Below are 25,683 nucleotides of genomic sequence, written 5' to 3'. Positions count from 1 at the left end.
GGTATCAAGGCATGCGCCAGATTATGCCTACCCCGGATGCGCCGCCGCCAACAGCTCTTTGGTGTAAGGATGCTGCGGTGAGTCGAACACCTCGTGGCTGGCACCGCGCTCAACCACTTTGCCGTCCTTGATCACGATCATGTCATGCGCCAGCGCCCGCACCACCGCCAGGTCGTGGCTGATGAACAGGTAGGTCAAACCGTGTTTTTCCTGAAGGTCGCGGAGCAGGGCGACCACTTGTTTCTGCACGGTACGATCAAGGGCCGAGGTCGGCTCGTCGAGCAGGATCAGCGCCGGTTTCAGCACCAGTGCCCTGGCGATGGCGATGCGCTGGCGCTGACCGCCGGAAAATTCGTGCGGATAGCGATGACGGCTTTCCGGATCCAGGCCGACTTCCTTGAGTACACGGATCACCTGTGCATCGCACTCATCGGCGCTGGACTGACAATGCACCTCCAGCCCTTCACTGATGATCTGCGCCACCGACATCCGTGGACTGAGGCTGCCGAACGGATCCTGAAACACCACCTGCATCTGCCGACGCCATGGTCGCAATTGCTTCTGATCGAGGCCGTCGAGGGCGGTGCCCTGAAAACGGATACTGCCCTCGGAATCGAGCAACCGCAGAATCGCCTGACCCAGGGTTGACTTGCCCGAACCGGACTCACCGACAATGCCCAGGGTTTTGCCGCGCTGGATATTCAGGCTGATGCCGTCCACCGCGCGCAAATATTGTTTGCGCTGGAACAGCCCGCCACCGACGACGAACTCGACGCGCAGATCATCCACTTCCAGCACGTTCTCGCGTTCGTCCCGGGGCAGGGCTTCGCCTTCCGGCTCGGCGTTGAGCAGCACGCAGCTATAAGGATGCTTTGGCTCGGTAAACAGGGTTTCGCACGGGGCTTGCTCGACGATTTCGCCAGCCTTCATCACACACACCCGTTGCGCAATGCTGCGCACCAGATTGAGGTCGTGACTGATCAGCAGCAGCGACATGCCCAGGCGTTGTTGCAAAGATTTGAGTAGCAGCAGGATCTTGCGTTGCACTGTCACATCAAGCGCCGTGGTCGGCTCGTCAGCGATCAGCAGTTCCGGCTCGCAAGCCAGGGCCATGGCAATCATTACTCGTTGCCGCTGGCCGCCGGACAGTTGATGCGGATAGGCCTTGAGGCGCTCTTTGGGTTTCTGAATACCCACCAGCTCCAGCAGTTCAAGGATGCGTTGTTGCGCCGCTTTACCGCCCAGGCCCCGATGCACCAGCAGCGTCTCACCGATCTGCTTTTCGATGGTGTGCAGCGGATTGAGTGAGGTCATCGGTTCCTGGAAGATCATCGCGATCCGGTTGCCACGCAGTTCGCGCAGCACTTTCGGATCGGCGCCGAGCAGCTCCTGACCGCGATAGTGAATGCTGCCGCTGGTTTGCGCATCGCCTTCGGGGAGCAACTGCAGAATCGAATGCGCAGTCACCGATTTGCCCGAGCCTGACTCGCCGACCAGCGCCAGGCACTCGCCGGGCCGGATGTCCAGGCACAGGTCGCGCACCGCCGGCTGGCCATGGAAGGCGACGTTCAGGTCACGGATTTCGATCAGGTTATCAGTCATGGTCACACTTCAGGATCGAGGGTCGAACGCGTCACGTAACGCTTCGCCGATGAACACCAGTAAAGAAAGAATCAGCGCCAGGGTGAAGAATGCTGTCAGCCCGAGCCACGGCGCTTGCAGGTTCTGCTTGCCCTGACCAATCAGTTCGCCCAGCGAAGCGCTGCCGGCGGGCATGCCGAAACCGAGGAAGTCGAGGGCGGTAAGGGTGGAAATTGCGCCGGTCAGAATGAACGGCAAGTAACTCAGCGTCGCGTTCATCGCATTGGGCAGGATGTGCCGGAAAATCACCTTGCGGTCGCTCAGGCCCAACGCGCGCGCCGCTTTGACGTATTCCAGATTACGCCCGCGCAGGAACTCGGCGCGCACCACATCCACCAGTGCCAGCCAGGAAAACAGCGCCATGATCCCCAGCAGCCACCAGAAATTCGGCTCGACGAAACCGGACAAAATGATCAGCAGGTACAGCACCGGCAATCCGCTCCAGACCTCCAGCAAACGCTGCCCGAGCAGATCGACCCAACCGCCGTAATAGCCTTGCAGGGCGCCGGCGGCAATGCCGATCAGCGCGCTGACGGCGGTCAGCATCAGGGCAAACAGGATCGATACCCGGGCACCGAAAATCACCCGCGCCAACACATCACGCGCCTGATCGTCGGTGCCGAGCCAGTTGACCTTCGAGGGCGGGCTCGGCGCAGGTTGATTGAGGTCGTAGTTGGGCGTGTCGTCGCTGAACGGGATTGGCGGGAACAGCAGCCAGCCACCGTCCTTGCGGATCAGGTTCTGCACATAGTCACTGCGATAATCGGCCTGGAACGGCAATTGCCCGCCAAACTCCTGTTCGGTGTAGCGCTTGAAGACCGGGAAGTAGAGCTGGTTCTGATAGCTGACCACCAGTGGTTTGTCATTGGCGATCAGTTCACCGCCCAGCGTCACCACGAACAGTCCGATAAACAGCCACAACGACCACCAGCCACGGCGGTTTTTCTTGAATCGCGCGAAACGGCGACGGCCCAGAGGCGAGAGCTTGAACATCAGGCGTTCCTCGCGGCGAAGTCGATACGCGGGTCGACCAGGGTGTAGCACAAGTCGCCGATCAGTTTTATCAGGAGGCCGAACAGGGTGAAGATGAACAGCGAGCCGAACACCACCGGATAGTCGCGAGAAACCGCCGCTTCGTAACTCATGCGGCCGAGGCCGTCGAGAGAGAAGATCACTTCGATCAACAGCGAACCGGCAAAGAACACACTGATGAACGCCTGCGGAATCCCCGAGACCACCAGCAGCATCGCATTGCGGAACACATGGCCGTAAAGCACGCGGCGCTCGCTCAAGCCTTTGGCGCGGGCGGTGACTACGTACTGGCGGGTGATTTCATTGAGGAACGAATTCTTGGTGAGAATCGTCAGCGTGGCGAAGCCGCCAATCACCAGCGCCGTCACCGGCAACACCAGGTGCCAGAAGTAATCGGCAATCTTGCCCAGGGTCGACAGCGATTCGAAGTTGTCCGAGACCAGACCGCGCACTGGAAACCAGTTCAATGACGTGCCACCGGCAAACACCACGATCAGAAACATTGCGAACAGAAACGCCGGCATCGCGTAGCCGATGATGATCGCGGTGCTGCTCCAGATGTCGAAATGGCTGCCGTGATGCACCGCTTTGCGGATGCCCAGCGGGATCGACACCAGATAGGTGATCAGCGTCGCCCACAAGCCGAGGGAAATGGTCACCGGCATTTTTTCCAGAATCAGATCGGTGACCGTCGCACCGCGGAAAAAGCTTTTGCCGAAGTCCAGCTGCGCGTAGTTCTTGAGCATCAGCCACAGCCGCTCATGCGCCGGTTTGTCAAAACCGTACTGCTTTTCGATGTCCTTGATCAGTTGCGGATCGAGGCCACGGCTGGCGCGCGAAGTGTTGCTCATGGTTTCGCTGGAACTGCCGCCGACACTCGCACCGCCGATGCCTTGCAGATGGGCGATGGCCTGTTCGACCGGGCCGCCGGGTGCCGCCTGAATGATCACGAAATTGACCAGCAGGATGATCACCAGCGTCGGAATGATCAGCAGCAGGCGCCGCAGAATGTATGCCCACATCAGTGCGGTCCTCCGGGTCTGCCACGCCCGATTTTTTCGGCGGTCATCTGTTGGTTGGTCAACGGCGTGCTGCTGATTTCCCACCAGCTCTCGATGGCTTCGTCATTGCTGGCCTGGATCGCCGGCATGCCGAAGCGGTTCCACCAGACGGTGGAGGTGCCCGGCGGGTAATAGTTGGGAATCCAGTAGTAGTTCCATTGCAGCACCCGGTCCAGAGCGTGGGCGTAGTGCAACATGTCGCTTTGGGTCGAGGCGCGGATCAGGCCGTTGATCAGGGTGTCGACCGCCGGATTTTTCAGCACCATGTAGTTGTTGGCGCCGGGGTCGTTGGCCGATATCGAGCCGAAGTAGTTGAGCAGCTCGCCCCCCGGAGACGTGCTGACCGGGTAGCCGGTGACGATCATGTCGTAGTCGCGGCTCATCAGGCGATTGACGTATTGCGAGGAGTCGATGCGACGGATATTCAGCTCTATGCCGATCTGTTTCAGCGTGCGCTTGTAAGGCAGAAGCAGGCGATCCATACCGTTCTGGCTGACCAGAAAGGTGAAACTCAAAGGTTCGCCTTCGGCGTTGACCAGTTGGTCGCCCTCGGGTTTCCAGCCAGCCTGTTCGAGCAGTTCCAGGGCTTGCAGTTGCTTGTCGCGGATCAGCCCGCTGCCATCGGTTTTCGGCGCCTCGAAGACCTGGGTGAACACTTCGTCGGGAACCTGCCCGCGCAACGGCTCGAGGATTTTCAGCTCGGCGGTATCCGGCAACTCGCGGGCTGCCAGTGCGGTATTGGAGAAATAGCTCTGCTGGCGGATGTACATGTTGCGCATCATCTGCCGGTTGCTCCACTCGAAATCCCAGAGCATCGCCAGCGCCTGGCGCACCCGACGATCCTGGAACATCGGTTTCTGCAGGTTGAACACGAACCCCTGCGCCGATTGCGGGGCCTCGGTGGCCAGGTGGGCTTTCTGCAAGCGGCCGTCACTCAGCGCAGGGCTGTCGTAACCGATCGAATAGCCGGTGGCGGAAAACTCGCGGTTGTAGTCATAGGCACCGCCGCGCAATACCTGGCGGGCGACATCGGTGTCGCCGAAATATTCGATGCTGAAGTGATCGAAGTTATACAGGCCGCGACTGACCGGCAGGTCCTTGCCCCACCAGTCGGGGTTGCGTTCAAAGGTGATGCTGCGCCCGGAGTCGACCTTGCCGACCCGATACGGGCCGCTGCCCAGTGGTGGTTCATAGCCACCGCCACCGGCGAAGTCGCGGGTTTTCCACCAGTGCTCGGGAAACACCGGCAGGGTGGCGATGTCCAGCGGCAGGGTGCGGTTCTCGTTGCTCTTGAAATCGAAGCGCACGGTCAGCGGCGCTTCCACTTCCACGCCTTTGACGTCGGCGAACTGCGTGCGATAGCGCAGGCTGCCCTGGGTCATCAACAGGTCATAGGTGTAGCGCACGTCTTCGGCAGTGATCGGCTTGCCGTCAGCGAAACGTGCCTTGGGATCGATGAAGAAGCGCAGCGACAGGCCATCCTGCGAGCGCTCCATCTTTTGCGCCACCAGGCCATAGACCGTGTAGGGCTCGTCCATCGAGCGCTGGGCCAGCGGTGAATAGAGCATGCCGTCGATCTGGGTGACGCCGATGCCCTTGTCTATATAAGGCAGGATGTGATCGAAATGCCCGATCTCTATCGCCGAGCGGCGCATGGTGCCGCCCTTGGGCGCCTGCGGATTGGTGTAGTCGAAATGGCTGAAACCGGCCGGGTATTTGGCAGGTTCGCCATAGACGGTCAACGCATGTTGCGGGGTGGCGTTCACACCGGCGGCGCCCAATAGCAGGGCCACGGCAGTGAACAGTAAAGTCGGGAAAGCCAGTCGCATTGTCAGCCTTAAAGCCGGGTGATCGATAAGCGCAATTTGTACGCGAGCGGCGCGTCAGTCGCCAGCCGTATCCTGTAACCAAAACACAACGGCCCACCAAAAGGCGGGCCGTTGGGACAGCAGTCAGGCGACGGATCAGTCCTGGCGGCTGGTGACTTCGAGCAGGTGATAACCGAACTGGGTCTTCACCGGGCCTTGCACGACGTTGATTGGCGCGCTGAAGACTACGGTGTCGAATTCCTTGACCATCTGGCCAGGACCGAATGAACCCAGATCGCCGCCCTGACGGCTGGACGGGCAGCTGGAATTGGCCTTGGCGACCTCGGCGAAATCAGCACCGGCTTCGATCTGGGCCTTGAGTTCGTTGCACTTGTCTTCGCTGGAAACCAGGATGTGGCGGGCAGTGGCTTTAGCCATGGGGAAATTCTCCAATCTATTTCAGTAAAGTGTGGAGCCTACCGGATTCAGTAAGCGATTTCTCTGCAAAGTTCCACTCGGTACATTGACGTACATCTACAGTTGCGCGGCTTTCAGGCGCATCGCGTGTTCGACATAGAGGTCGACGGGATACGCGCCGGGTATTCGCAACCCGCCCGGATGGCGCAAGCTGCCAAGGTGATTGAGGGGATAGTCGGAGCGGATGACCCGGCCCAGGTGAGAACTGTAACGGCCCACGAAACCATCGTTCTGTCCGGCCTCCGTGACGAAATGGCTGGATAATGCGTGGCAGACGGAATGCACTGGATCCAGAGCCTGCAACAAATTGTCCTGCAGCGTGCCGCTCCAGGAGTAGTAGTGGACGTCATTGACCCGTTCCGCCCCCTGGCCGCCCCACGTCGAAGGCAGGCCTTGAGGGTATTTTTTGTTGAATTGCCCGACGTCCGCAGTCGTCAGGGCATTGAGTGCGGCTACGGCGGCCTGCGGCAGACCCGGTTGACCGCTGAGTAGCGAGAGGAATCGCGCAAACTGTGTCGCAGCGTGCTCCGCCACCTGCTCCGGCAGGCCTCCCGGAACCAGCGCCAGGCGTAAGGCGTCAGCCAGTTCCGAGCCGTGATTGGGGCCGCTGACCGATGTCACCGAGGCGACTTTCTCCGGCGCGAGCGCAGCGGCATAACGGCATGCCAGCGCGCCCTGGCTATGTCCGATCAGGTTGACTTTACCGGCGCCGGTGCCTCGCAGAACGCGCTCGATCTGGAACATCAATTGCTGGCCGCGAACTTCGTTGTCATGGGTTGCGGACAGCTGCGGCACAAACACTTGCCCGCCTGCCTCCCTCAGCGCTTGCTTGACATCATGAAAAAGCTCGAAATGGCCGATACGGTCAAACCCGAACAGGCCATGGACCAAAAGGATGGGGTAGCGGGTTGTCGCATTCCGTTGCATGTTCCTGCCTCTTTTGCAGATGCTTGTCAGTGGTTGGTGCGTGCCACTGTAAAACAGGCCTGCGGATCGGCGATGTCTGAAAAATCCTCTGTACTGACAGGAAATTGGACTAAAAGCGGTACGAATTTTCGCTTCTGCTTGAGAGGGTAGTCGGAACATTTGGCAATCTTTTGCCCGGTATCGCTGGATTCTGCTTCGTAAGCCTACGTCATGCGGTGTATTTACCCTGCCGACGGAAGGCGTTGTGCTGACTTCCGCCGATCGCTGGATGGTGTTCAATGGATTTCGTTCGACGCGGCCTTCACGGCGGCGTTTTATCCAAGGAATGGAGCTACGAATGTCTATAAACGAAGCCACCGGCGATTCTTCTGTGGTACCAGCGTCAAAAATGTCCCCTGTAGCGGATGAATCCGGTGAACACCGTCTTCTGAGTTTGAAGGTGGACGGCGACCACTTCGAATTCTGCTATCGACACGCGTCTGCGGCGGCAGACTCTCCAGACTCGTGGCTGCCTGCACCGATGCTTGAGGTTATGGAGGGCGGAATGCTTGATCCTTCACTGGACCATGCATTCGTCAGGGTGGCGCCTTACCCGAACATGTTGTGCGGCGACAAACTTGTGCTGAGCTGGCAAGGGCTGGATGACGAAGGATTGCCCTATATTCACGAAACCACTCGTGCGGTCAGTGAAAACCAGGTGGGTCAGGAACTCGTCTTTGTCATAAAGGGTTTGCACATCGCAGCGCTGGAGCGCGGCTCGCTGGAGGTTTACTGGACGCTGTACAGCGTTGCGTTTCAGAAGCCCGTGTCATCCAGGCGTTTGCAGCTGAATGTGGGTGATCCGGAACCCGATTTGCTGGCTCCGATCCTTGAAGAAACGGTGGGCGGGACGCTCGATCCGGCCCGTGTTCCGCAGGGCACTAGCGTTATCGTGCGACCTTACGCCCGCATGGCTGTCGGGGACCGGGTCATCCTGTCGTGGCAAGGTGTCGAAGGACTGCCGGTGATCAGTGATGTGTTGCTCGTGGAGCCGTTTGCTGTCGGCGAAGCGCTGTCTTTCTGGATACCCGCAGATCGCATCGCCCCTCATCGTATGCAGGAGGTGAGCGTCAGCTACCGGGTGGAATCAAGGTCGGCGCAGGTGAGGAACTCTGCAACCTCGCGAATTCTGATCGCGCCATTGATGCGAGGCGAGCTCGCAGCTCCGCAGGTACTGGAAGCGCAAGATGGCGAATTGGAGGCAGTAGATGCCGAGGATGGCATTACCGTGGTGATCGGCAATGCCCAGGCCGAGGAGGGGGAGCTGGTTTACTTGAAATGCGATGGTGAGTATTTCAGTCACCGCGATGATCGGGACATCACCCGGGAAACTGCAGGCGAGCCTTTGGTATTCATCGTGCCTTATCGTTTCTGGCGAGAGCATCGGGAAACTGTGGTGCAGGTGTCGTATTCAGTGGAGCGGCTGGATGATGTCAGCCAGGCTTCCGAGATAACACGCATCCGGGTGCGGGCATAACCCGGTGGTGAAGTCTGAGCGATGACTCAGCCTTTGCGGGATTTTGATAAGCCCGCAAAGGCTGCTCGGATCATCAGTCTCGAAGACGTTCGGCAGCGCTCGACAGCAACTGTTCCGTCGCACTGAACCCAAGGCAACCATCGGTAACCGACACCCCGTAACGCAGTGTGGGGCTCAAGGGCTGGCAGCCTTCGAACAGGTGGGATTCAATCATCATGCCGATCAAGGCGCGATCACCTTGCAGGCGTTGTTCGAGCACCTCGTTGAACACGTCGGGCTGGCGCAGTGGATCCTTGCCGCTGTTGGCGTGGCTGCAGTCGACCATGATCCGGCTCGGAATTTTCAGTCGGCTCAGGTCGGCATGTACGCGGGCGACGCTTTCGCGATCGTAGTTAGGACCGTGATGACCGCCGCGCAGCACTATATGAGTGTCGGGATTGCCCGGGGTCTGGATGATCGCCGGGTGCCCTTGGCTGTCGACGCCGAAGTGTCGGTGCGGATGTGCTGCTGAGCGCATGGCGTCGACGGCTACACCTACGCCACCGTCGGTGCCGTTCTTGAAACCAACGGGCATGTTCAGGCCGCTGGCCATTTCCCGGTGAATCTGCGATTCGGTGGTGCGTGCACCGATAGCAACCCAACTGAGCAGGTCGTCGAAGTAGCCGGCCGCCATTGGTTGCAGCAACTCGGTAGCGATGGGCAGCCCCAGGCGGATCATCTCAAGCATCAATTCACGCGACAGGGTCAGGCCGCCAGCCATGTCGTCGCTGCCATCCAGGTGCGGGTCGTAAGCCAGACCTTTCCAACCGACGGTGGTGCGGGGTTTTTCGATGTAGGCGCGCATCACCAGCAGCATCTCGTCGCTGACTTCATGGGCCAGGCGGGAAAGTTTTTCGGCGTATTCGAGTGCGGAGCGCGGGTCATGAATCGAGCAAGGGCCGACGACGACCAGCAGGCGATGGTCTTCGCCATTGAGGATCGCGCGGACCGCCTGGCGGTGGGCTGCGACTTGCTGGGCGAGGGCATTGCTCAGGGGCAATTGCTGTTTGAGCTGCAACGCGCTGGGCAGACGCAGGGTCAGTGCTTCGTTGGCAGAATCAAGGGTGGTCAGTGGCAGAGCAGAAACAGACGAGTTCATATTCGGGATTCCTGGGCTGGCGGCGGGTGTTTCCCGCTCACTCGGCCCTACTGGGGTGTTCGACAATTGGCCGGATTGGCTGCGTGTGTGTGCTTGCCACCTGTGGGTGACCGATCGGAGGCGGCAGGCTGTCCCGAGCGGAGGTTGCTAAATCGCCAGGCGGTAAAAGTGTCGTAACGGTAATAAGTGGCGTAGTTCATGTCGTGATTCCTCAAAGTTCTGGTGTGTTGCTGAAAAATTTGGGGCCTGAAAAAACAAAACCCCCGGTCGGGAGGCCGACCGGGGGTTGAGAATTCTCTGGTAGGCGACCCGTTTTTATGGGCGCCGGTGGGTATCAGGCGCGCCAGTGGCTAAACCAATACCCAAAATAAAAGCTGACAGGAGCGCAAACGTCATTCGCCCGGGCAGCCGCAACCGAGCGCAGGGCGCTGGCGGAACGAAGCTGTGAGAGGGCGTTGAACATGGTTTGTCTCCGATGAATGCGCCGAGCTTACTAGAGGCCCGTACGGCTGAGCAATCAGAAATTGCTATCGCCATTGCGGAGGTTACCTATCGCTTGAGTGCTGCAGGCGTTGTGACACACTGGTTGCTTTGCACAAACACCAAGGATGATTCATGTCGATGTTCACGGTCGCTGCAGCCCAGTCGCTCTCCATTGCCGGTGATCTGGCGGCGAACCTCGCCCGTCATTTGCGCTTCATGGCCGTGGCGGCGGAGCAGGGCGTCGAGCTGCTGGTGTTCCCGGAGCTGTCGCTGACAGGCTACGAAGGCCAGATGGCCGCAGACCTGGCAATCGATCCGCAGGATGCTGTGCTGCAACCCTTGCGCGATTGCGCTCGCGAGCTGGGCCTCACCGCTGTCGTCGGTATGCCGATTCGCGATAGGGACAGTTCGAAGGTATTGATCGGCGCGCTGACATTAGGAGGGGATGGTTCTCTTGAGGTTTACAGCAAACAACATCTGCACAGTGGCGAAGAGCTTTTCTATGCCCCAGGTGCTGGTGGTTCGTCCTTGAGCATAGGCGGCGATACCGTAGCGCTGGCGGTCTGCGCTGACTTTTCCCACGCCAGTCACGCGGCAGCGGCCGCCAATCTTGGTGCCGACCTGTACGCAGCAGGCGTGCTGATCGGGGAAAAAGGCTACGGCGTGGATAGCGCGCTGCTGCAGGGCTATGCCCAAAACCACTCAATGGCGGTGCTGATGGCCAATCACGCCGGGCTCACGGGTGGATGGCAATCGGCGGGTCGCAGCGCGTTCTGGTCTGAAAGCGGGACGCTGGTGGTGGCGGCGCGAGGGCCGGGTGAAGTGTTGGTTATTGCCCGGCGTGATGCCGGCGCATGGCAGGGGCAAGTAGTACCCGTGGCGGTAGACCTGTGACCTGGGCATTGCGTCGTGCCGAATCGGCAGATCGGGCGTTCGCCCGAGAGCTGACGTGCCAGAACATGCTGCGCTATTACATTGACCACGAGCTGCTGTGGCAGGACGAAGCGTTCGACGTCGCTTGGGATGGGCGGGACAACTGGCTGATCCTTCTTGGTGAAGTTCCTGTGGGATTTTTCAGTCTCAGTCATGATCGCCGGGCCTTGTACATCCGCGAGCTGCAAATAGCCGAGGTCTCTCGCAGGCAAGGTGCAGGATCCTGGGCGATTGATCAGGTTGTCGCTTTGGCTCGCGGCGAAAAACTGTCAGCACTGCGTTTGACAGTATTCAAAAATAATCCGGCGCAAAGTCTGTATAAGAGAAAAGGCTTCAAGGTGTGCGGTGAGGACGAGTGTTTCCTGAGGATGGAGCTCGATTTCGGTACACTTGTGCTCTGAAACCCACGGCCGGCAAGCCTTCGATGATGAATTGAAACTTTTTAAATGATGCTTGCCGCTAGGTCTGTCTGGCACTTTTTGCTAAGGTGTCCGGCATCCCAATAAGACCATATCGCGAGGTGTCTGCTTGATTAGGGTGCTAGTGGTCGACGACCATGATCTCGTTCGTACAGGCATTAAACGTATGCTGGCCGATATCGATGGCTTGCAGGTGGTTGGACAGGCCGAGTCCGGGGAAGAATCCCTGATCAAGGCCCGTGAGTTGAAACCCGATGTGGTCCTGATGGACGTAAAGATGCCCGGTATTGGTGGCCTCGAGGCCACGCGCAAGCTGTTGCGCAGCCACCCGGACATCAAGGTCGTCGCGGTGACCGTGTGCGAGGAAGATCCATTTCCTACGCGCCTGTTACAGGCTGGTGCCGCCGGCTACCTGACCAAGGGCGCTGGTTTGCCGGAAATGGTTCAGGCGATCCGTCTGGTGTTTGCCGGGCAGCGATACATCAGCCCGCAGATTGCCCAGCAACTGGCGATCAAATCGTTCCAGCCAACCAACGATTCACCTTTCGACGCCTTGTCCGAGCGGGAAATCCAGATCGCGTTGATGATTGTCGGCTGCCAGAAGGTGCAGATCATCTCCGACAAACTCTGCTTGTCGCCGAAAACGGTGAACACATATCGCTACCGGATTTTCGAAAAGCTGTCGATCAGCAGTGACGTCGAGCTGACGTTGCTGGCTGTGCGCCACGGCATGGTGGATGCCAGCGCCTGATCATGACTGAAGTATTCGATTCCGGCGCCTTCCTGGCGACTGTCAGTGGGCGCCCCGGCGTCTATCGCATGTTCGACAGCGATGCGCGCCTGCTGTATGTCGGCAAGGCCAAGAACCTCAAGAAGCGCCTTGCCAGCTATTTTCGCAAGACCGGGCTGGCGCCAAAAACCGCTGCGCTGGTCGGGCGTATCGCGCAGGTCGAAACGACCATTACCGCCAACGAAACCGAGGCGTTGCTGCTTGAGCAGACGCTGATCAAAGAGTGGCGGCCGCCGTACAACATTCTGCTGCGCGACGATAAGTCCTATCCCTATGTCTTTCTGTCTGACGGCCAATTCCCACGCCTGAGCATCCACCGTGGCGCGAAGAAGGCCAAGGGCAAGTATTTCGGCCCGTACCCGAGCGCCGGGGCGATTCGCGAAAGCCTCAGCCTCTTGCAAAAGACCTTTTTCGTCCGTCAGTGCGAAGACAGCTATTACAAAAATCGCACGCGCCCGTGTCTTCAATATCAGATCAAGCGTTGCAAGGCGCCTTGTGTCGGTCTGGTCGAACCTGAGGTCTACGCCGAGGATGTACGCCATTCGGTGATGTTTCTCGAGGGGCGCAGTCATGCCCTGACCAATGAGCTGTCCACGGCAATGGAAGAGGCGGCGATCAATCTCGAGTTCGAGCGCGCCGCCGAGTTGCGTGACCAGATTGCGTTGCTGCGCCGGGTTCAGGATCAGCAGAGCATGGAAGGCGGCACGGGCGACATCGATGTTATCGCAGCTTTCGTCAACCCGGGCGGCGCTTGCGTTCACTTGATCAGTGTGCGCGGCGGTCGGGTGTTGGGCAGCAAGAACTTCTTTCCGCAGGTGGGTATCGAGGAGGAGGTCGCTGAAGTCATGGCGGCGTTCCTCGGTCAGTACTACATCAGCAGTCCGGAGCGCGACCTGCCAGGCGAACTGATCGTCAACGTGGTTCCCGAAGACGCCACGGCTCTGATCGACGCCATCCACGAGCTGCGCGGTCGGGAGCTGAGCATCAGCCACCGGGTACGCGGCACGCGAGCTCGATGGCAGCAGTTGGCGGTCACCAATGCCGAGCAAGCGCTGGGCGCACGCCTGGCCAACCGGCAACACACGGCTGCGCGTTTCGATGCGCTGGCTGAAGTGCTGAACCTGGATGAGCCGCCGCAGCGTCTTGAGTGCTATGACATCAGTCACTCCAGTGGTGAGGCCACCGTCGCTTCCTGTGTCGTGTTCGGCCCGGAAGGCGCGATCAAATCCGACTATCGTCGTTACAACATTGAAGGCGTCACGGCGGGTGATGACTATGCAGCCATGCACCAGGCGTTGACCCGGCGCTTCAGCAAACTGAAGGACGGGGAGGGCAAGCTGCCGGACATTCTGTTGGTGGACGGCGGCAAAGGTCAGTTGTCGATGGCCCGCGACGTACTCAACGAGCTGGCGGTGCCGGATCTCATTCTTCTGGGTGTGGCCAAGGGTGCAACACGCAAGGCGGGCTTCGAAACTTTGTATCTCAATGATGCCGCGCATGAGTTCACGCTGCGTGGCGATTCCCCGGCGTTGCACCTGATCCAGCAGATTCGTGACGAGGCGCACCGCTTCGCAATCACCGGCCACCGTGCGCGGCGCGGCAAGACCCGCCGCACCTCGACGCTGGAAGGCGTTGCGGGTGTCGGGCCGACCCGACGTCGGGACTTGTTGAAACATTTTGGTGGATTGCAGGAGCTGTCTCGTGCAAGCATCGAAGAGATCGCCAAAGCACCGGGGATCAGTAAAAAGCTCGCAGAGTCGATTTATGCAAACCTGCATAGCGAGTAGAATGCCAACTCACCTCGTAGCCAGTTGTGCCGATGAATATCCCTAATCTGATTACCGTTCTCCGCGTCCTGCTCATCCCGATCTTCATTTTGCTGTTTTACCTGCCTTACCAGTGGAGCTATATGGCCTCCGCTTCGGTATTCGCCTTTGCGGCGGCAACTGATTGGCTGGATGGCTATCTGGCCCGCCGCCTTGAACAAAGCACGCCGTTCGGCGCGTTTCTCGATCCGGTTGCCGACAAACTGATGGTGGCAGTCGCTTTGGTACTGCTGGTTCAGGAACACGGCAATTTGTGGCTGACACTTCCCGCAGCCGTCATCATCGGCCGCGAGATTGTCGTATCGGCCTTGCGTGAATGGATGGCCGAACTCGGTGCCCGCGCTCATGTAGCAGTGTCCAATCTCGGCAAGTGGAAAACCGCGGCGCAGATGCTGGCGCTGGTGATCCTGCTGGCCAATCCCCGCGATTTCAGCTTCTGGGTGCTGCTGGGTTACGCCTTGCTGATGATCTCGGCGGGCCTGACGTTGTGGTCGATGGTTCAATACCTGCGGGCCGCCTGGCCGCATCTGAAAACCGACGTTGAAAAGAAATAAAACTTTTTTGAATCAAAGGGTTGACGGGGCATCTGAAATCTATAGAATGCGCCACACCAAGCGGGAATAGCTCAGTTGGTAGAGCACGACCTTGCCAAGGTCGGGGTCGCGAGTTCGAGTCTCGTTTCCCGCTCCAAGTTTGTACGCGGTTGTTGTTGTGCTACTAAACAGCGATCGTTTGAGGCCGAGTAGCAAAATGGTTATGCAGCGGATTGCAAATCCGCCTACGCCGGTTCGATTCCGACCTCGGCCTCCACTATAAACAAGCTCCGTAGATCCATGATTTACGGAGCTTTTTTATTTTCAGTGCGCTGCAAGATTAAGTCTTGAAATCAGCCACTGTGAACTTGCTTCACCGGGACGTGATGTATATATTTCCCGCTCTGCTTCAAAGGCTCAACTCAGACAGATTCTCTGGTCGACTGATTTGAGCACTACAACAGCGCTACCGCCCGAATGGCGAAACTGGTAGACGCATGGGACTTAAAATCCCCCGCTCGTAAGGGCGTGCCGGTTCGATTCCGGCTTCGGGCACCATGAATATCAAGGGCTTGCATGAGATACCTCATGCAAGCCCTTAGTTCTTTTTTCCGCAATAAAAAAATCTTTTCCGCAATTCGTGACCGTCAGTCACTTCGTAGGGGTAACCTTCATCCCCTTGCGCATTCGGATGTACTGTTCTGTCATCCCAACGGTTGTATGTCCTAGCTGGTCCCTAGCTTCTCGGATGCTCCCTGTTGACTCCTCCTTATCCGTCGCCGCTTTTGCTCTTAGGTCGCGCATCTGAAATTCTGCTTTTGGAATACCAGCTGCTTCCCTGGCGTCATCAAACCGCTTCCTGAGCATGCTGGTCGTCATTGGCTGCCCAGAGTCGATTACTACCAGACGTGTTGATCTGATTTTGTGTCCAGCCTTTCGTGTCATGATTCGATCGATTACGACTTTGAGCTCACCAATGATCTCGATCCTTCGTTTAGCCCCGGTCTTGCCTTGCTGAACGGAGAGCTTTCCGTCTTTTATGTCTCGCTCATCCATCTTCAATGTGTCTGCGATCCTCTGGCCTGTTAGGTAGAAAAGGTCCAAAGCGTCCCTCAATGGCTGATCGGCATGTCGGTAGGCTCTCGCAAGTACGTCGTCTTCAACATATATGTCGCGACCGGTTTCTTTATTACCTTTCACGCCTGAGCAAGGATTTGCCAAGGATGTATAGCCATTCTCGCGAGCAAAGTTCCAGATGGAGCTGAGTAATGCCTTCTCCCGATTCGCGCGAATAGGTGCTGTCTTGCCACGATGACGAAGGTACTGGCTGACATGTTTCGGTTCGATGGCTTCTAGAGGGGCGGGCGGGTCGTTGAAGAACAGAAGAAGGTTTTTGAGTTCGCGCGCGTTGTCTTTTTGGGTGGCGTGGGCTTTTGTGGGAACCACCTCATTCATATAAAGCTCGGCTACGTAAGCAAAGGTAAGTACGGTTTGTGTCAGGGCTTGAGAGACGCGGCTTTTTTCGAGCTTTGCGTACTCTAAGATGGCCAGGCCGTAATCCGTACCTAGCGGGATTTCCTTGCGTGGTTTCCCGCCAGTGTCGTAAAGGTAATAGGTTGTGTTGCCGCGTTTTCTCTCGCGCAGGCGAGGAATGCTCCCCGGCTTTGTTGGTCTTCGTCCCATTCATCCCACCAGGCGCGGCTGCCACGTTGGAGTTTCGGCCGCGTTGGTAGTTGCTCCTGTCAACGCGGACGCAATCACGCAAGGCCAGCCGTTGCGCTTGATGGTATGGCGAATGCCATTGCGCTTCAGCACCATAATCTGACCGGCTTTAGTTTTAGCTCCAGTCAGTTCGCAGACTTGATCATGGCTAAGAAATTGAATACTCATGCTGGCTCCTTGCTAGGAAATGCAGAGCGCTTCGAATGCGCTTGCATTGCGGCCTTGCCACCCTCGGTTCCTGGGTACAGCTGCGCAGCCATTGCAAGCGCCTGTTCGCGCAGCGATCGGGCATCACGCTCTAGCTTCTTGCCGGTACGAAAGGCGCTGAAGGTCTCGGCGGCGATCCGCAGCAGCTCGCCGATATCGACCAGCGTCTGGTGCTCGGCCGGGCCGAAGAGCGGACCTGCTTCAAATCGTTTGCAGGCGTGTGCCAAGCGCGTGTGATCGGCCCGGATGAACTGCAGGGAGGCCTGGAGCTCGCGGATGGTTTTGGCGCTTGCGGCGCGCTGGGTGTCTACACCTTCGTGCAGGCCTGTCTCCAGGCCATCGCTGCGGCCCATGATGTAACCGCCCCAGAGCAGCAGGGCGGCCAGAACTATCAGGGTGACGAGTGCACCGATTTGTATTGGGGTCATCATGTGGTGTGCTCCTGGGATTGTCGTTGGCTGGTGGTGACAGCCGTCAGGGGTGTGGGGGCAACAGTGCGTTGGCCGTCGTGCTGTCGCTGCATTTCTTCATCCGCTTTGTAGGCGCGGATATCGATCAGCGAGGCGACGTGGCGGATGTGCGCGTACTTCAGCGCCTTGCGGCTGGTGTCCAGCGTGGTGATCGGAAGCTGGATCCGGCCGCTGTTGATCTCCGTCACGAACGACTGCTCGTTGAGATTGCGAAAGTACTGCTCGCGGACTTTTTCCAGCGGGATCAGGACGTCACCGAAGATTCGGTAGAGCAGTTCAACGGTGGCCGATTCGGGCGCCGGATGCAGGCGAAGCGGATTCTGTGCAGCGTTACTCATGGCCTTGTCGAGCCTCCTTGCGTTGTTGTCGTGCCGGGTGGTTCCAGGCGTTCAGGCAGTGGCGTCTGGTCAGCTCGCGCAGATGTTCGGGCACTTCGAGGAGCGCGGCGTTGCGCTCCTCACGTGTGCGCATGGCAATGATCTGGCGGGCGTACTCCCTAGGCCACGTCACGGCGATCTGCCGGGATGGCAGGAAGATCGATGTCCAACTGCTCGGCCAGCCAACGGATACCGGCCTGCTTCACCCGAGTCGACTGGCTGTACTGCATTCCGTGTTTCTCGTCATACCAGGGGCTGTCCTTGACCCGCAGGTACTCCTTGTCGCGCTTTAGATCTGCCGGTAGGTTTCCCTTGAGCAAACCTTTCTCCCGCATGAGCGCGATCAGTTTGGGGCGAGTGAGGCCGAGTTGAGTGGCTGCTTGGGCTAGGGTGCGTTCCATAAACGGTTCCTCAAGCAGCATGCGCAGCAGGAGTGGCCGCTGCAGCAAGGTGGTTGATGGACTCAATGAGCTTTGCGTAGATCTCGGCATCGGGGTCGTACAGGGTGAAGCAACGCGTATGCGGGCTCTTGTTGCCGATGCTCAAGATGGCGGTGACGCCCCGACGTGAATGGGTGCGATGCAGCGCCACATGAAGGGGAAGTTCAAAACCCATGTCGAGGCTCAGCACGCCGCCGGTGTGCACCAGTTCGAACACGCGCTGCTTGTCCTGGACATCAAAACGGCCGTATTGACGATCGGCATGCGGAAGATGCACCAGGTCGCTGGAGTTGCTCACGTCGAACGGACCGTTGGCAATCTCTTCGATGAAGTCGGCGAGTTTGAGGTGCATCTTCTTGTCGTTCTGCAGGGTCAGCGTGTGGCGTTCGCTGCCCAGTTCAACGACAAAAGTACTTTCCACTGTGCCGCGCTCAGCCTTGAGACGGAATGCCAGGCATTCACGCTTCGGTGCTGTGCGCAGGACGTGGTTGAAGGTCTCGGTGAGGTTGACCTGGGCGTTGAGCAACTGCAGGGTGCGGTTGTCGATCTTGTACTTGATCATGCCGCGTGCCCTCCGCCGTTTGGGTCGAAACGCTTGGCAGGAGGGCGACGTTTTTTGGAGGTTGTGATGCTTATAAAAGCGCAGCCACATTCTCGGGCCAGACGACGAACCTCGAAAATGCGGCAGGGGTCAGCGATGGTTGGGTGCAGATGAATCGTAGCTTTGGTATGCATGAATTTGCCTCGCTCTGTGGTCAAAGAGTGAGTGCAAATTAGCAACAGCTAATCTGTTTCGCAATAGCAAATGCTAAATTTCAGATCTCAAGATACTTTGAAGGCTTCAAAATAGCCCCTACGTAATGGATTTTCTCGACCAGCTTTTCTTCCAGGAAGATAGGAGGGTAGCTGTCGTTGATGCTATCGAACCGGAGTTGACCGTCCCGACGATAAATGAACTCTTTCACCATTGCCCTACCATCGGTGGTCCGCACGAGGACCTCATCGCCAGTCTGATAACCATGATTCGGCTCAATGAGCACAAACTCCCCGTTTTTGATGCGTGGATGCATGCTGCTTCCCACGACTTTCAAGCCATATGCATCGGGATCGGAACTGATAATTTCCAAGTATCCATCGCCATGACCTGGAGGATATTCAAGTGCGTCGAAGTAGCCATCGGTACCCAACATAGCCTTTCCTACTACGGGTACTGGTGCAGGGCGCCGGTGCTCGCTTGCTTCCCGCTCTTCCGCTGTTCTAAGGGCGGTTTCGTTGATGGTTGCATTGAAGAATGCTGGGTGGGGCAAAACTGGAGGCTTGAGGCCAAGAGCGATCCACGCGGCGGTGATTTGATGCTGGTCTTCGGCGGAGTAGGTTCCCGTCGTAAGCAAATCAGCAGGAATTGCGAGCTTTTTTGCAAGGTTCGTGGCAGCTCGGTCACCCAATGTCCGGTGCCCGTTCAGGATCTGAGAAATGTACGAAGCGTCCACATCGGCATGCGCTCCGGCAAAGTCCTTGAGTTGGTTTTCACCAATCAGGGCTTTAAGAATCGTGAGGCGTTTTTCGTAGATATTCATATAGGGAATCATCCGTGCTCCGTTAGCAAAATGTAAATTACGTTTTGCTATTGCGGACCGGATTAGCAGTTGCTAATCTTGTGTTGAATAGGGGGTTAGCAATGACGCTTCTCGAATACATAAAGATCCTAGACGACGCAAAGCTCAAGACCTTTGCCTCTCGATGTAATACCTCAGTCGGCCAATTAAAGCAGGTTGCTTATGGCAATCGTCGAGCGAACGCAGCTTTATCCATTTCGATTGATCGGCATAGCGGCAGTCGTGTGACGTGTGAGTCGTTAAGGCCAGACATTGATTGGCAATATCTGCGAATGCAGGCACCAGCTAATCACAGAGTAGAAAACGCTGCATAGAAAAAAGGCGACCCTAGGGTCGCCCAGTTTCTCCCGACAGCATCACCACAATGCGGTCGGGTTGCGATGTCAGCAGGCGAGCACACCACATGCCGCCGACCTTCATCGCGTTTCCAAGGCTCGGAAGCCTTGGTGTTGCTGCCGTTCTTACCACAGAGCTGGCAGCTGTTGCGCCAGGGGTGAACAACGGATTGTTCGCCCCGGCACGGTGCCGGTGTTGGTCTTACGAACCTAGCCGGCTTTGGGCCTCTCCAGACCACGCGGCAAATGTATCACCAACTTCTGTCGCGCGGCACTGGCAACTTTTAGGATTAATGCCATGAGCCGAATCGCTCTCAGTTCTCTGGAACGGGCGCAGCGGGAAATCCTGCCGCTCGATTTAGCGCTGTACCACGCTGCCCGCGATTATCCGGGCGGAGCTGCTGCCATCGCAGCCACCACCGGCCGTAACCCGACCACGCTGCAACACAAACTGTCGCCGACCCACCCGAGCCACTCCATCAACATTCAGGAGTTCGGTGAGATCCTCGAACTGACCAAGGACCGCCGCATTCTCGATGCGGTGCATGCGCTGGTCGGTGACACGATCTGGCAGGAGCTGGCGGACACCTACACCAACGACATGCCCGAGACCTTGACCACAGGGATTGCTGAATACTTCCGTCAGGTCGCGGATCTGGCCGAAACCTGGGCCAAAAGCATCGGCGACGGTGTGGTGACTGATCAGGAACTGGCTGCGATTCGCCTGCAGGTGTTCCGGGGCATTCAAGGGCTGCTGGGGTTGTTCAACCGCGCCACCTACGTCAACCAGACGACGCGAGGTGCTGACCGTGGCTGACATCGCCGATTTCGCCAACGACTTGGTGCAGGAACGCATCGATCAGGCCATGGCGGCGCGCAGCGCTGCCAAAGCAGAAAGTGTTGCCCATTCCTTGCTGTTCTGTGAAGTCTGTGACGATCCGATCCCGGAAGCGCGCCGCTTGGCCCAACCGGGTTGCTCGCAGTGCATCAGCTGCCAGTCCCTCTCTGAGCGGGGGATTCAGCATGCTCGATGAGGTATTGGGGCAATTCGCCGATTACGGTCTGGAGCCAGCGCAGCCGCTGGTGTTCGGCAAGCTGACCCGCTGCAAGACAGCGCAGGACAAGGGCAAGGAAAAGAACGGCTGGTACGTGGTCCACGAGCAGCGCACGGAGAAGGGCGACACGCTGATCTTCGGCGCTTTCGGTGACTGGCGTTCGGGCGAGACACAGAAGATCAAGGTCAAGGCCGGTCGCATGTCGCCGGAAGAGCGCGAAGTGATGCGCGCCCGCCAGGAAGAAGCCAAACGCCGCGCCGCCGAAATCGCGAACAACGCTGCGCGGCGGGCCGCGAAAAGGGCGCAGGGTTTGTTCGAGCGCATGCCGACCACCGGGCGCAGCGACTACCTGGACCGCAAGCAGATCGCTGGTATCAATGTGCGTTACGCGCCACGCACCGGCGCCGTGTTGGTCCCAATGAAGAACGCCCGTGATCAGATCATGGGCCTTCAGGTGATCTTCCCGAACAAGCAAGAAGACACCGGCCGAGACAAATCCTATTGGCCCTACGGCATGGCGAAGGAGGGCACCTTCCACCTGCTCGGCCCGCATCCGGTACCGGGCGAACCGGTGCTGGTCTGTGAGGGCTACGCCACCGGCGCCAGCCTGCACATGGCGACGTCGCTCGCCGTGGCCGTGGCCTTCGATGCGGGCAACCTGTTGGCCGTGTGCAAGGTCATGCGTGAGCGCTTTGCCGGCTGCCCGCTGATCATCTGCCGCGATGACGACTGGAAGACCACCAAGCCCAACGGCGATGCCTGGAACCCTGGCGAGGAGAAAGCGAGCAATGCTGCGTTGATCGTCGGTGCCCAGGTCGTTGCGCCGATCTTCTCTGTCGAGCGTCATGACAAGTGGACCGACTTCAACGACCTGCACGTCGCTGAAGGCCTCGACGCGGTTCGCCGTCAGGTGCTGGCCGTGGTCCGCCCGCCGGCCGCCGGTGGCTGGAAAGATCAACTGGCCCGCAGTGAAAGCGGCGCCTTGATCGCGCACATGCAGAACGTCGAACTGATCCTCGCTCACGACGAGCGCTGGGCCGGGGTGATCAGCTACTGCGCTTTCAGCTCGAAGATCGTCAAGCTGCGTGCGGCGCCTTATGGCGGTGGCACCGGGGAGTGGGCCGACATCGACGACGTGCGCGTCATGAAGTGGCTCGCGCAGCAGTACAACCTGCGTGTGAAATCCTCGCACGTGATCGAAGCGGTCAGCGTCGTGGCCCACGACCACGCGTTTCACCCAGTGCGTGAGTACCTGAAAAAACTCGAATGGGATCGCGTGCCGCGCCTGGAGCGTTGGTTGACCGATGTCATGGGGGTGAAAGCAACCGACTACACCTCCAAGGTCGGCAAGCGCTGGATGATCTCGGCCGTGGCGCGGGTGATGAAACCCGGCTGCAAGGCTGACTCGGTGATGATCCTCGAAGGTGTACAAGGCGCCGGTAAGTCGACCGCCATGAGCGTGCTCGGCGGTGAGTGGTTCATGGACACGCCGTTTGCCCTTGGCGACAAGGACGGCTTTCAGGCGATACGTGGCAAGTGGATCGTCGAGCTGGGCGAGCTGGACAGCTTCAACAAGGCCGAGAGCACCAAGGCCAAGCAGTTCTTCTCCGCGTCGACCGACACCTACCGCGAAAGCTATGGCCGCAGAACCCTGGACGTGCCACGCCAGTGTGTGTTCGTCGGTACCACCAACCAGGACGAGTACCTTAAGGACGCCACCGGCAACCGTCGCTATTGGCCGGTGGCCTGTACCAAGGTCGATGTGGCGTTGCTGCGCGAGATCCGCGACCAGCTGTGGGCCGAAGCAATGTTCTGTTTTGAGGCCGGCGATCTCTGGTGGGTCACGCGAGAGGAAGCGCCGATGTTCAGCGAGGAGCAGGACGAACGCTTTGTGGTGGACGAATGGGAAACGCCCATCCTGACCTGGCTCGAAGAGTCGCAGATCGGCGAGACCACCACCGGCAGTGAGGTGATGAGTCAGGCGCTCAAGCTCGATCCCGGTCATTGGGGTAAACCGGAGCAGATGCGCGTGGGAGCGATCCTCCATCGACTGGGATGGCGACGGTTCCGTTTGGGCGCGTTGAGCAAGAGCGGCCAGCGGCCTTGGGCGTACAAGAAGCCTGAGGGTTGGGGCAGGGCGCCTGAGCTGGAACAACCCGCGTTTGAGGAGCCATGCTTCGATGATTAAAGCGATCGATATGGCTCTCAAGCAATGGGCGCAGGAGCTGCACAGCGACGAGGTCGCCGCCGGTTATTCGGGCGGCAATATGGTCGCCATGATGATGGAGAGCGGTGGCCAGCTCGTGCGCGGCAGGCGCGGGAGCAGGGTGCCGCTGGAAGCCTCGCTGGACATCGAGCGCATCGTCAAGAAACGCCTCGATCCTGAGTTGATGTCGGTGGTCCAGGTGCATTACTTCCAGCCTGATGCGCCTTTGACTGCGCGTCTGGCTGAGAGTGGCTGCACACGCAACCTCTACTACCAGCGCCTGCATGACGCTCACATCGTGGTCGAGCACTTCCTCCTGGGGGAAGCGGCTTGATCGTGGGCATCCCTCTGGCTCACGCCGTCCCACCGGCCTGCCTCCGTCCCACTGCTTTTTACAGTGGTGAGACGGGCGCAGGCCGCGTCGTTGTTGGGCTGTCCCACCGTCCCACCTTTTTCATGCCTCCCGCCCGTGTGTGCGTAGCGGGTACAGGTACGCGCGTTTACGCGCACGCGTGCTTTTTAAATTTCTCTCTATACACGAGAAAAGAGAAAGAAAAGTAGGACGGTGGGGCAAAGCCCCGACCTGCGGGGCTTTCAGACGTCCCACCTTGTTTTAGAGAGGTGGGACGCATGGGACGCCAGAAAGCAAAAGCCAGCCGGGTTGAGATATTCACCGACATTCGCCAGCCGTTCACCGGACGTAAGCCACACATTCACCGGATGGCATTAAAACGGTCTTGCTGCCACCAGAATCGACCTGTAAAAAGGGGCCATCTTCGATGGGTGCGACCGCAAAGCGCGGCAGGCCACCCACCACCTGACCCGGCCAATGCGCCGGGTCTTTTTGTTTAAGGGGCAGGGCAGTGACGAACGAGCAACAGGCACTGGCAGAGATGCCGATCTGGTTGGTGATTGCCCTATCCCTGGTTGGCGGCGTGTCCGGCGAAATGTGGCGCGCTGACAAGGACGGAGCACGGGGCTGGGCGTTACTGCGCCGCCTCGCACTTCGGTCCGGCGCCTGCATCGTCTGCGGCGTGTCAGCAATGATGTTGCTGTTCGGCGCGGGCCTGTCGATCTGGACGGCGGGCGCCCTGGGTTGCCTGACCGCGATGGCCGGCGCGGATGTCGCCATCGGCTTGTACGAACGCTGGGTGGCCAAGCGGCTGGACCTTAGCGAGGCCGAGCCGAAGGCATGAGCCGGGCAGGCCGGGTAGGGCGCCGATTTTTACGGGTCCTCCCTGAGGGCCGCCCCCCTACACGGGTTATCGAACTCGCGGATTCTCTCTAGCTGAAACCTTCGCAGGGATGTCCGTCTTTGCAAACACTAGTGTTTTGTAGGAAGGGAAATAACCATCGGCAGATGTATAGGTTTTTGAAATATGGGGACTCAATCACTGTTTGGGTGGTCAAGATTGATATAGGGTAAGGACAGGCGTTGTACCAATAATCGGTTCGGGGCCTGTTCAAAAGCCCGATCTAGAGCCCTCAACGATGCCCATTATCAAATCAGTCGCACTGGCTAAAGCGCGATCCAATTTTGACCTTTTTGCTGAAGCCGTAGACGAGCGTGATCTTGAGACGCTGTTCAGAGGCGCTATTGGCTACTGCCGAGCTCTGCAAAGGAATGGAGTCATCAGCGAAGATGAACTCGCGCAGCTTCTGGATGAAGCTGACCAGGTACGTGATCGTTGGTTCGGTCCGCGCAGATCTACCGCGAAGCAAAGATAAATCACCAACTCCCGCCAGAAACCAAAGCCGGCGGATCTCCGTGCACCGCTCTTGGCGCAACGCCCTCGTCGCGATCGGAATCAGCCAGAACTCGCCGGGGACCCTGAGGACTTTCAAAGGACACGGGGTCGGAAACCCGCGGGATCGTGTTAGTTGGAGGCTCGCCAGCTTACTGAAATTTCAATCCACTGAAATCTTGAAAGGAATCATTGAAAAGCCGCTGAAAAGGAGGGCTTATGAGCACAGCCACATACCTGTCGAAGAGCGCCTTCGCGGCGCACATTGGTCGGTCACCGAGTTACATCACCTGGCTGAAAGAGAACGGCCGACTGGTACTGTCGCCCAACGGCAAGCAGGTCGACGTGCTGGCCACCGAAGCATTGATCCGCGATACCGCTGACCCAAGCAAGGCTGCCGTCGCTGCCCGCCACCAACAGGAGCGGCTTCAGCGTGATGTGTACAGCCAAGTCTCAGCCCAATCCGAACCGACTAACATGGCTGCGCCGCCGCCCGTTGAATCCGCGCAAGGGCAGTCCCCGGACTTTCAGAAAGCACGTGCGCATCGCGAGCACTACCTGGCGAGGATGGCCGAGATGGAGTTTCGCAAGGCTCAGGGGGAACTGGTGGAAATCAGCTTTGTGCAGAAAGCCGCCTTTGAAACAGCGCGATCGCTCAATCATTCACTGATGAGCCTGTCGCCTCAATTGGCGCCACAGCTCGCTGCTCTATCTGATCCATGGGAAGTAGAGAGGCAGCTAACGGCTGCGCTGCGCCAGCGGCTCAACGAAGCCGCTCAAGTGTCCAGTGACGACTTCGGATTTGCATTGAGTGAATGCTAAAAGTATCTGTGGACCTGTCCCGTGACAACGACGCCAAGAAGCTGGTTATTTGGCCGTCTGCTTTCGGCCAAAAGCGGTCGTTTACCTAGGCTCGATTTTGGGGT

General features: G+C 58.6%; 29 protein-coding genes and 3 tRNA genes. 17 read left to right on the top strand and 15 right to left on the bottom strand.

The window, feature by feature from the left end; genetic code table 11:
- Window positions 1–27 precede the first annotated feature (27 nt).
- The 6 genes from AC3WMV_RS04320 to AC3WMV_RS04295 all read right to left on the bottom strand — a co-directional run bounded on the left by AC3WMV_RS04320 (window position 28) and on the right by AC3WMV_RS04295 (window position 6,946).
- Window positions 28–1,602, bottom strand: a complete 1,575-nt coding sequence (locus AC3WMV_RS04320) for an ABC transporter ATP-binding protein (RefSeq protein WP_103366952.1) — start codon at window positions 1,600–1,602, stop codon at window positions 28–30.
- 9 nt (window positions 1,603–1,611) lie between these two features.
- Window positions 1,612–2,634: an ABC transporter permease gene (locus AC3WMV_RS04315; RefSeq protein ID WP_098964175.1), complete on the bottom strand. Its 1,023-nt coding sequence runs from the start codon at window positions 2,632–2,634 to the stop codon at window positions 1,612–1,614.
- Complete coding sequence (locus AC3WMV_RS04310) at window positions 2,634–3,695, bottom strand: microcin C ABC transporter permease YejB (protein WP_027612667.1); 1,062 nt, start codon at window positions 3,693–3,695, stop codon at window positions 2,634–2,636. Before AC3WMV_RS04310 ends, AC3WMV_RS04315 begins: the two co-directional genes overlap by 1 nt.
- The gene (locus tag AC3WMV_RS04305; RefSeq protein WP_097087312.1) at window positions 3,695–5,563 is read right to left on the bottom strand and encodes an extracellular solute-binding protein; all 1,869 of its coding nucleotides are present in this window, start codon (window positions 5,561–5,563) and stop codon (window positions 3,695–3,697) included. The genes AC3WMV_RS04310 and AC3WMV_RS04305 overlap by 1 nt, the downstream gene beginning before the upstream one ends.
- 135 nt (window positions 5,564–5,698) lie before the next feature.
- Window positions 5,699–5,980, bottom strand: coding sequence for a peptidylprolyl isomerase (locus tag AC3WMV_RS04300; protein WP_016774509.1), 282 nt, complete (start codon window positions 5,978–5,980; stop codon window positions 5,699–5,701).
- 96 nt (window positions 5,981–6,076) lie between these two features.
- Window positions 6,077–6,946 carry an esterase/lipase family protein gene (locus tag AC3WMV_RS04295; RefSeq protein WP_103366953.1) on the bottom strand — a complete coding sequence of 290 codons (870 nt, stop codon included), beginning with the start codon at window positions 6,944–6,946 and terminating at the stop codon, window positions 6,077–6,079.
- A 337-nt stretch (window positions 6,947–7,283) separates the two neighbouring features.
- Here AC3WMV_RS04295 and AC3WMV_RS04290 point away from each other — a divergent pair, with 337 nt between their 5' ends.
- Complete coding sequence (locus tag AC3WMV_RS04290) at window positions 7,284–8,462, top strand: hypothetical protein (RefSeq protein ID WP_103366954.1); 1,179 nt, start codon at window positions 7,284–7,286, stop codon at window positions 8,460–8,462.
- 73 nt (window positions 8,463–8,535) lie between these two features.
- Here the strand turns inward: AC3WMV_RS04290 and AC3WMV_RS04285 are convergent, their stop codons facing one another.
- Complete coding sequence (locus AC3WMV_RS04285; protein ID WP_103366955.1) at window positions 8,536–9,600, bottom strand: 3-deoxy-7-phosphoheptulonate synthase; 1,065 nt, start codon at window positions 9,598–9,600, stop codon at window positions 8,536–8,538.
- 615 nt (window positions 9,601–10,215) lie between these two features.
- On the opposite strand from AC3WMV_RS04285, the gene AC3WMV_RS04280 reads away from it, so the two are divergent.
- The 8 genes from AC3WMV_RS04280 (at window position 10,216) to AC3WMV_RS04245 (ending at window position 15,142) form a co-directional block, all read left to right on the top strand.
- Window positions 10,216–10,977, top strand: a complete 762-nt coding sequence (locus tag AC3WMV_RS04280; RefSeq protein ID WP_096796529.1) for a carbon-nitrogen hydrolase family protein — start codon at window positions 10,216–10,218, stop codon at window positions 10,975–10,977.
- Window positions 10,974–11,417, top strand: a complete 444-nt coding sequence (locus AC3WMV_RS04275) for a GNAT family N-acetyltransferase (RefSeq protein ID WP_096796530.1) — start codon at window positions 10,974–10,976, stop codon at window positions 11,415–11,417. The genes AC3WMV_RS04280 and AC3WMV_RS04275 overlap by 4 nt, the downstream gene beginning before the upstream one ends.
- A 127-nt stretch (window positions 11,418–11,544) precedes the next feature.
- A complete protein-coding gene (gacA, locus tag AC3WMV_RS04270; protein ID WP_103370539.1) occupies window positions 11,545–12,186 on the top strand; it encodes a response regulator transcription factor GacA in 642 nt (213 codons plus the stop codon).
- A gap of 2 nt (window positions 12,187–12,188) precedes the next feature.
- A complete protein-coding gene (gene uvrC, locus AC3WMV_RS04265) occupies window positions 12,189–14,012 on the top strand; it encodes an excinuclease ABC subunit UvrC (RefSeq protein ID WP_027612674.1) in 1,824 nt (607 codons plus the stop codon).
- Between the two features lie 32 nt (window positions 14,013–14,044).
- Window positions 14,045–14,605 carry a CDP-diacylglycerol--glycerol-3-phosphate 3-phosphatidyltransferase gene (pgsA, locus tag AC3WMV_RS04260; RefSeq protein ID WP_003225417.1) on the top strand — a complete coding sequence of 187 codons (561 nt, stop codon included), beginning with the start codon at window positions 14,045–14,047 and terminating at the stop codon, window positions 14,603–14,605.
- Between the two features lie 60 nt (window positions 14,606–14,665).
- Window positions 14,666–14,741, top strand: a tRNA-Gly gene (locus AC3WMV_RS04255).
- Window positions 14,742–14,787: 46 nt separating this feature from the next.
- A tRNA-Cys gene (locus AC3WMV_RS04250) sits at window positions 14,788–14,861 on the top strand.
- A 194-nt stretch (window positions 14,862–15,055) separates the two neighbouring features.
- A tRNA-Leu gene (locus AC3WMV_RS04245) sits at window positions 15,056–15,142 on the top strand.
- A gap of 93 nt (window positions 15,143–15,235) precedes the next feature.
- Here the strand turns inward: AC3WMV_RS04245 and AC3WMV_RS04240 are convergent.
- From AC3WMV_RS04240 to AC3WMV_RS04205, 8 genes are all read right to left on the bottom strand, one after another.
- Window positions 15,236–16,267 (bottom strand): site-specific integrase, encoded by a 1,032-nt coding sequence (locus tag AC3WMV_RS04240; protein ID WP_056785472.1) that lies wholly within the window; start codon window positions 16,265–16,267, stop codon window positions 15,236–15,238.
- The gene (locus AC3WMV_RS04235) at window positions 16,268–16,474 is read right to left on the bottom strand and encodes a DUF4224 domain-containing protein (protein ID WP_103366957.1); all 207 of its coding nucleotides are present in this window, start codon (window positions 16,472–16,474) and stop codon (window positions 16,268–16,270) included. It lies immediately after the preceding gene.
- On the bottom strand, window positions 16,471–16,944 hold the full coding sequence (locus AC3WMV_RS04230) for a hypothetical protein (protein ID WP_103366958.1): 474 nt from the start codon (window positions 16,942–16,944) through the stop codon (window positions 16,471–16,473). The genes AC3WMV_RS04235 and AC3WMV_RS04230 overlap by 4 nt, the downstream gene beginning before the upstream one ends.
- Window positions 16,941–17,321, bottom strand: a complete 381-nt coding sequence (locus AC3WMV_RS04225) for a pyocin activator PrtN family protein (RefSeq protein WP_103366959.1) — start codon at window positions 17,319–17,321, stop codon at window positions 16,941–16,943. Before AC3WMV_RS04225 ends, AC3WMV_RS04230 begins: the two co-directional genes overlap by 4 nt.
- Window positions 17,314–17,454 carry a hypothetical protein gene (locus AC3WMV_RS04220; RefSeq protein ID WP_164486587.1) on the bottom strand — a complete coding sequence of 47 codons (141 nt, stop codon included), beginning with the start codon at window positions 17,452–17,454 and terminating at the stop codon, window positions 17,314–17,316. The genes AC3WMV_RS04225 and AC3WMV_RS04220 overlap by 8 nt, the downstream gene beginning before the upstream one ends.
- 25 nt (window positions 17,455–17,479) lie before the next feature.
- The gene (locus tag AC3WMV_RS04215; RefSeq protein WP_103366960.1) at window positions 17,480–17,761 is read right to left on the bottom strand and encodes a phage antirepressor KilAC domain-containing protein; all 282 of its coding nucleotides are present in this window, start codon (window positions 17,759–17,761) and stop codon (window positions 17,480–17,482) included.
- 10 nt (window positions 17,762–17,771) lie between these two features.
- Window positions 17,772–18,362: a hypothetical protein gene (locus AC3WMV_RS04210; protein ID WP_103366961.1), complete on the bottom strand. Its 591-nt coding sequence runs from the start codon at window positions 18,360–18,362 to the stop codon at window positions 17,772–17,774.
- A 253-nt stretch (window positions 18,363–18,615) separates the two neighbouring features.
- Window positions 18,616–19,377: a S24 family peptidase gene (locus tag AC3WMV_RS04205; RefSeq protein WP_103367201.1), complete on the bottom strand. Its 762-nt coding sequence runs from the start codon at window positions 19,375–19,377 to the stop codon at window positions 18,616–18,618.
- 101 nt (window positions 19,378–19,478) lie between these two features.
- On the opposite strand from AC3WMV_RS04205, the gene AC3WMV_RS04200 reads away from it, so the two are divergent.
- From AC3WMV_RS04200 to AC3WMV_RS04165, 8 genes are all read left to right on the top strand, one after another.
- Window positions 19,479–19,730: a transcriptional regulator gene (locus AC3WMV_RS04200; protein ID WP_103366962.1), complete on the top strand. Its 252-nt coding sequence runs from the start codon at window positions 19,479–19,481 to the stop codon at window positions 19,728–19,730.
- 319 nt (window positions 19,731–20,049) lie between these two features.
- Complete coding sequence (locus tag AC3WMV_RS04195; RefSeq protein WP_009049401.1) at window positions 20,050–20,568, top strand: phage regulatory CII family protein; 519 nt, start codon at window positions 20,050–20,052, stop codon at window positions 20,566–20,568.
- Window positions 20,561–20,785 carry a TraR/DksA family transcriptional regulator gene (locus AC3WMV_RS04190; RefSeq protein WP_103367202.1) on the top strand — a complete coding sequence of 75 codons (225 nt, stop codon included), beginning with the start codon at window positions 20,561–20,563 and terminating at the stop codon, window positions 20,783–20,785. Before AC3WMV_RS04195 ends, AC3WMV_RS04190 begins: the two co-directional genes overlap by 8 nt.
- The gene (locus AC3WMV_RS04185; protein ID WP_103366963.1) at window positions 20,775–22,994 is read left to right on the top strand and encodes a VapE domain-containing protein; all 2,220 of its coding nucleotides are present in this window, start codon (window positions 20,775–20,777) and stop codon (window positions 22,992–22,994) included. The genes AC3WMV_RS04190 and AC3WMV_RS04185 overlap by 11 nt, the downstream gene beginning before the upstream one ends.
- Complete coding sequence (locus AC3WMV_RS04180; RefSeq protein WP_103366964.1) at window positions 22,987–23,346, top strand: PA0613 family protein; 360 nt, start codon at window positions 22,987–22,989, stop codon at window positions 23,344–23,346. Before AC3WMV_RS04185 ends, AC3WMV_RS04180 begins: the two co-directional genes overlap by 8 nt.
- Window positions 23,347–23,875: 529 nt before the next feature.
- Entirely contained in the window at window positions 23,876–24,208 is a 333-nt protein-coding gene (locus AC3WMV_RS04175; RefSeq protein ID WP_008080174.1) for a phage holin family protein, read from the top strand.
- 295 nt (window positions 24,209–24,503) lie between these two features.
- Window positions 24,504–24,740, top strand: a complete 237-nt coding sequence (locus tag AC3WMV_RS04170; protein ID WP_146038469.1) for a hypothetical protein — start codon at window positions 24,504–24,506, stop codon at window positions 24,738–24,740.
- A gap of 236 nt (window positions 24,741–24,976) precedes the next feature.
- Window positions 24,977–25,579, top strand: coding sequence for a terminase small subunit (locus tag AC3WMV_RS04165; protein WP_103366966.1), 603 nt, complete (start codon window positions 24,977–24,979; stop codon window positions 25,577–25,579).
- Window positions 25,580–25,683: the final 104 nt, after the last annotated feature.

Source organism: Pseudomonas sp. FW305-3-2-15-E-TSA4 (genome assembly GCF_058787295.1).
Note: the sequence above shows the minus strand (reverse complement) of the source record. Positions and strands in the feature narration are given on the sequence as shown.